General features: G+C 31.2%; 4 protein-coding genes. All 4 read right to left on the bottom strand.

What is annotated here, in order from left to right; translation table 11 throughout:
* Window positions 1-10 precede the first annotated feature (10 nt).
* The 4 genes from QJ521_RS09175 to QJ521_RS09160 are packed head-to-tail and all read right to left on the bottom strand — an operon-like array spanning window position 11 to window position 6659.
* Window positions 11-1336, bottom strand: coding sequence for a C1 family peptidase (locus QJ521_RS09175; RefSeq protein ID WP_282840185.1), 1326 nt, complete (start codon window positions 1334-1336; stop codon window positions 11-13).
* 52 nt (window positions 1337-1388) lie between these two features.
* Entirely contained in the window at window positions 1389-4664 is a 3276-nt protein-coding gene (locus QJ521_RS09170; protein ID WP_282840184.1) for an ATP-binding protein, read from the bottom strand.
* Window positions 4642-5280 carry a DUF4194 domain-containing protein gene (locus tag QJ521_RS09165; protein WP_282840183.1) on the bottom strand — a complete coding sequence of 213 codons (639 nt, stop codon included), beginning with the start codon at window positions 5278-5280 and terminating at the stop codon, window positions 4642-4644. Before QJ521_RS09165 ends, QJ521_RS09170 begins: the two co-directional genes overlap by 23 nt.
* Window positions 5277-6659: a Wadjet anti-phage system protein JetA family protein gene (locus QJ521_RS09160; RefSeq protein WP_282840182.1), complete on the bottom strand. Its 1383-nt coding sequence runs from the start codon at window positions 6657-6659 to the stop codon at window positions 5277-5279. The genes QJ521_RS09165 and QJ521_RS09160 overlap by 4 nt, the downstream gene beginning before the upstream one ends.
* Between the last annotated feature and the right edge of the window lie 23 nt (window positions 6660-6682).

The raw sequence follows: 6682 nt of genomic DNA, 5'->3' as shown, positions 1-6682 counted from the left end.
TCCATTTTTGTTAAACAGCAAGTGAACCCATTGGATCCCAAGGTTTCAACACTTTAGGTTCTTCTTTCCATGCTTTTAGTTGCTCTTTAGTTAAATATTTTTCATGAATAACGGCTTGATAGACATAACGATCAAACCAACTATCTGTTGCTAAATAATAACCTTTACTACCGTTAGCATCTCCCCAACTATTTTCAATTTTCCAACGATTTGGTTTATCATTATCGATATTGACAGCAGTAATTAACATTGCATGATTCATCGCACCTTGGCTGTAGTCAAGTTCATCTTCTTTTGTCATAAATAAACTCGTTTCAAGCATTTGATCATAATCAAACGATTGATCATCCCATACGCCTTCTTTACGGTCACCATATCTAGCAACGTCAGAACCAAACCATACAACTTCATTATCTTTAAGTTGTTTTAACACTAAATCTTTTAAATCTTTCATTTCTAGGTTTAAGTACTTAATTTCTCTACCACCAATAACGTTACCTAAGTAAGCTACAGTATATGTTTTTAAGAATGGTTTATCTTTAGTAGGTGCATGAATGATTGATACGTAATCTTTTAATATATCGCCAATCTTAGTTTGATAAAATGCTTGTGGAGTCAAACTCTTTTCAATATGATATTGATCATTTGACACGTATTCAAAGTCAAATGTTTTTGGTGGGACACCAAAGTTTGTTGTTAAAAATGTATAAAGTTCATCTAATGCTTTTTCTTTAAGTGCTTTAATTTCATTTTGTTTATTTGCAGCAGCAAGTCTTCTTGCATTTGCTGCATATTGTCTTAATTTAACATTAATGATTTGATTCATAAAGCGTGTACCACTGCTTGATGCAGTTTCTGTCATCGCTTCTTTTGGTACAACACCATACTTTTCAATTAAACTAACGAACATATCCCATTGACCACCATCTTGAATTCCGGTTTTTAAAATATGTTGTAGTGTTCTATCATCTTGATCAACTTCTAAAAAGTCATCCATAATTTCAATAAAATAATTAATTTTTTCTAACTTATCATAAAATGCTGTGTAATTTTGAGATAACTCAAATTCTTTTAAATCATGCTTTTTCGCTACGATTTCTCTTAAAACATTGAGTCCTGCAAAAATCCAGCATCTGCCACTTGCTTTTTGATTAGTTACAGGTAAAGTTTTAATCTCATGAGAAAAGCGGAATTGAGTTGAAGCTTTTTGTTCTTGTTTGTCAAAAAGATTGGCTAACTCATTTTTAACCAATACTCTTCGAAGTGCATTTTGAACTGGTTTTTTCTCATAATTTGACTCTAGTTGTTTCAAATCTTTCTCAGTTATTTTTTTCATGTTATTCTCCCTTTTATGATTTATAAGATGGCCTCATTTGGCCATCTTATTGTTATAATCTGATGGTTCTATCATCTCTAAATGTTTCAACAATTGCTTGATCATTTTCTTTAACAATGACTAAGCTTGTATTGACGTAATTAATAATATTAGAAACACGTTGTGGTGGAACAGCTATTAATAACTGAATACTTAAACTGTTATAAAATTTCATCATTGCATCAATACGACTTTCGTCCATATTGTTAAATGCTTCGTCAAATAAAACAATACATCCTGAATCAATTCTACGATTCTTCGTTAACAATTGTTGGAATGATGCAGCAATAACGATATAGAATGGTACTTGAGTTTCCCCACCACTCTTTTCTCTTGATACTTTAGAGAAGTATGATTTATTACCATTTTGATTCGTCACTTCAATATCATAAGACATGTAGTTTCTATAATCTAAGAACTTATATGTCAATAAATCGTATTCTGGGTCATTACTCGCAATTTTTTCGAATAGTTCCATTAAAATGGTTTCATTCTTTTTCGTTAACCCTTCAGTAAACAAGGTGTGTTTACTAATCGCTTCATTGCCCATAATAATGTTGTAATATTGCTTATAATCAGGGTTTTCACTTGCTTTATAGATTAACTGATAACTATCAGATCCAAATGTCTTATCTGTTAATGCAAAGTTAAGTTCAGCAATTTGTTGTTGCGCATTTTCAATACTTGCTCTAAGTTTTCCAACAAATTCTTCTTTAAATCCAATTTCTGAACTCTTTCTAAGTTCGGTTGCTTCTTGCTCATATCTCACTAAATTATTATTTCTAATCTTTTGAGCTTCTTGTTCATAATAATAAAGTTCATCAATTGATGGTGCAGCTCCAAAATGATATAAATCATTAAATGCTTTCATCAAATTGACAATATCAGCTTCAGCTTTAATAATTTGTGAGTTTAAGGCTACCGATGATGATGCTAGATATTTTGTAATTGATTCATGGTCTTGTTTGTATTTGATTTTGAGTGCATAAAATTGTGTGTTTGCAAGACTAAGTTTTTCTGGATGTTTTTGACTCATTCGTTTTTGTTCGATGGTAAACTCATCAAGTTTTTCTTTGATCTCTTCAATTAAATCTAAAATTCTTTGACGTTCATCACGATTGGTTGCTATTTCTCCAACTAAACCATCTGCTTCTTGTCTAAGTAATTTTCTTTGTTCTCTTGCTTTATCAATTTGTTGATCAAGTTTAGCAAGATTTTTATCATTACCTAAATTATGAATTTGCTCTTCAATTTGTGTATACTCTTTTCTAGTTTGCTTAATTAAGTCAAGATAACGCATTTGGCCTTGATGAATCAATTGATTACTTCTACTAGATGTCAATAGTTTAACGATCTTATCGTTTTTATCAGTGAGTTCATACAACTTGTTCATTTTGGCTTCTAGAGCGTTTAGATTGCTTGACTCCATCTCCATTTGGAGTGTGGTTGCTTGAGCCCCTATAAATGGAATTTCATATGCTCTAGGGTTGATTTGTCGTGCGGTGTGGTTGCTATATGTCATACATGTAGGTGTAATTGAGCGATGATAGTTTTTAAGTTCATGTACATTATCAACACAATACGTATTATTGAGCAACATATTGATATAGTATCTTGCATAAGTATGCTCAGAAGATACTTTATCTGCTAAGGTTCCTGGAGAGAGTTGTTCATAAGCTGTTAGTTTTGATGTGTTTACTAAACCAACACCATATATTTTTTGTTCAATTTTGATGCGGTCATAAATGTCGAGTGCATCGTTGAAATAGACTGGATCAACGATAATATCGAATCTTTGTGTATTTAAATATCCTTCAAGTGCGTTTCTCCATTTCTCATCTGTAACTTCAATCAGTTCACATAAAGGACGAACTCGAACTTCTTTTTGATAATGTGCAGATAACTCTTCATTTAATGATCTGATTAAGTTTTCAACGTAAAACGGATATGTTTTAACATGTCGTTTGAGTTGTGATATTTTTTGCTGTGATATTCTGATGGTTTGTGAAAGTTCAGTTTTCTCTTTTTCAAGATTTTCTTTTTCAGTATGAAATGCTTGTAAGTATGCTTGAACTTCTGTACTCAAATCTGCTAGATGACGTGATAACTCAGCAGCAGATAATTGATCTTCGTTGGTTTGGTAATATGAAACAAATGATTTCATCATTGTGTTGTTCACATGATTAGTCAATTCTTTAATGGTTTCGAATTCTTTTTTTAATAACTCTCTAAGTTGAACAACAGCTTCTTTTTGTGTTTCATATTCTTTTGCTTTCTTTTGCAGTGCTTCTTGATATTGTGATAAGGTTCTTGATAAGTCAGAATCATTTTTAGCACGTTCAAGATTAATGATTGCTTGCTCACTATCTTCAAATTGCTCATCAACTTGTGATTTTGCTTCCCTTAAGTAGTCTAATCGTTTTTCTATTTGGGTTAGTTTATCTTCATTTTCTTTAATAAAAGACTCTCTTTTTTCTACCCAATTAAGTTGATCAATTAATTCATTAATATCTTTTTGTTCTTTATTTTGTGTAATATCTTCGCCTGTTTGAGCGATTTGATCAAGTCGATCTAGTTTTTCTTTATCCTTTTTTATTTGTTGTTCAACTTTTTTTAGTTGAGCAACGTTATTTTTTAAGGATTGAATGTCGATTGGATCATCATCTAATAAAAACTCAAAAACAAATGCTTGTAAATCAATAGGTCTAAATGCTAAAGCTTTAGGTAATATTTTTGCATATTTTGTAGCATCCATACCAAAAAAGCGTGCTAAAGCATCACGATATTTTTTCTGAGTATCGAATGGTGAAAAATCAATGTCAAGACTTTTTAAGTATTTTTTCATGCTCTTAAAATCTCTTGGATATTTTTTCTCAAGAAATAGACCATCATGGATGGATACATTTTCAAGTAAATAAAAACGTTCTTTAAGTTGAGAAGCTTTTGGAAGGTCTAGAACACACCCAACGACACTAAACTTCTTACTTTGTTCATCAAAGAATTCTAAAGCAACATGAGTGATTACATCACCATTACGCAAATATTCTTTATTTTCAGCACCGATACGTCCACGAACATAACCTTCTAATGTACGTTTTGCATCATCGGTTGCTGCAATATTAAACTTAGAACCACTTCGTCCACCGACAAATAAATATTGCATAGCATCTAATAAAGTTGATTTACCAGATCCATTTTCACCCGAAATCAAAGCATTATCTTTAATATCAATCGTTTGGTTAGAGAATAAGTGCCAATTAACTAGTTTAATCTTCGTCAGTTTCTTCATCGTCGTCACTTCCTCCCTCTACATATCCTTCAAGCTTTTGAATGATTTCTTTAATGCTATCCATATTCGTTACATAAAGAATGGTTGGATATATTTTTATTCTTGCATCATCATGCAAACCACGATCAATATAGTCGATTATATTGTAGTTTCTAAGAAATGTTAATGCAGGTTTTAATTTATCTTTTGTTATTCGCTTATGATCTAAATATCCGATTCTTGTAAGTTCTGAATGAATTTCATGTAAATATATTTCTACATCTTCATCTAATGTGATCAAATCCATTTTACGTTGGTATAAAATACGAATCACAAGAATTAAAATACTTTCTGTTTTTCTTAAACGCATATGATTAAAATAGTTGTCGTTTTCAATATATACAACTTCATCCTCACGCATGATGTTTAATGTGAAATCACTTAATGCAAAAAAGGATTCGAATGCAGCTTTGTAAGCGACAATAAAACGATAGTCGTTGGTATCTCCAGGCTTTCTTTTTGTTATAAAGTTGACTTGAAACAATTTATTGACAATTCGTGAGAAATTTGATTTTTCGCCTTCTTTAAGCAATCCATATTCATCGCTAAATTGTCTTAATGCTGCTGATTTGTTCATTTTTGTACCTCTTTAATTTTAAAGTTTTGGAAGGTAACGAAGTTGCTTTTACATGCTTTACTCATCAGTTCGACATCGTAATGCATGCCAACGGATTTTGAATATAAGAAAATCAAAATGAGTTTGACGAAATCTTCTTGTGTTTCTAAATCAATCGATGATGCTTCAATCGATGGTCTACCATCAAGTAAACCTTTGACATACTCGTCAATTTCTTTTTTACCAAAAATATTATTTTTAAGTAATGCTTTAATTTTTTCTTGTCGATACTCATCACTAATTGAACTTTCATCAAACAAAATTTCTTCAGAAACAGGTTCAATACGCATTCTTCTTTGATTATAAAGCGATTGTGTATCTAAATTTCTCATTTGAGTTAAATTGAATAATGCATTGTAATCCATATCTTTTTTGTGCAAAATAATTCTAAATAATCGGTTAAAGATACCTTCAACATCATCAGACTGATTGGTGAAGAACAAGATCTTCGAAGCTGCTGCACTGATGTATTGCTCGTTTTTTCTATCGATGGCTAAAATAAGATGTTCTAAGGCTGTAAAGCTATCTGTTATGAACCTTAGACGATCCTCGACATAATGGAAAGCCTCATTATACTCTTCAATACGTTTCGTTTTTTGAACCATTGCAGCTAAAGTGTCCATGGTCTCTTCATTGTTTTGAATATTCGATATGACTTCTAAAATTGATCTTTTATATCTTGGTAAGCTATCTGTTGTTTTTAGATTGTAATAAGCCGAATCAAAGAAATTTTGCTTATACTCAACTAACAACTTTTCTAATAGAACTTGTAAATCATGTCTTGATTGTTTTTTTGTAATGTCATAGTAATAACGATAAATATTCGCTTTTAGCGATTTGAGTTTTCTTAATATATCGTTTGTTTTTTGAAATGCCTGTTCTAAGATTCCGATACCTTCAGACAAATTAAAAGAATTCAAAAGAGAATACACGGTGTATATCTCACCTGTATATTCGCTTTGACGGTTATCTTTAATTGATTCTAAAATATCTATAATTTGTATTGAGTAGTCAAATAAATTGAGTGATGTTTTATAATCACCTAATTCTTCTTCACCAAGCCATCCATTTCTTTTAAGAACATTAATCACATGAACAGCTTTTTGTCGACTCGTACGAGCTGGCTCGTCGTCTTCGGCATCAATGAAGTCTTCTGTTGGTTGCTCATCAAAGTAATCAATAAGCTTTTGAACAATATATTCTCTATCCCCTTGAAAAGCATCTTCTATTGTATCAATCGAATGGTAAATGATAAAAATACAGTCGATGTATGTCTTTTTATTCGGGGAGGAAAGCACACTAAAAAAATTGCTGTTGATTCTATCAAACAAATGTGCCATTTGATCCTCCTTTATTTTAAAAA

The sequence above is a fragment of the Peloplasma aerotolerans genome (assembly GCF_030012175.1).
Taxonomy (GTDB): domain Bacteria; phylum Bacillota_I; class Bacilli_A; order Acholeplasmatales; family Acholeplasmataceae; genus Peloplasma; species Peloplasma aerotolerans.
Note: the sequence above shows the minus strand (reverse complement) of the source record. Positions and strands in the feature narration are given on the sequence as shown.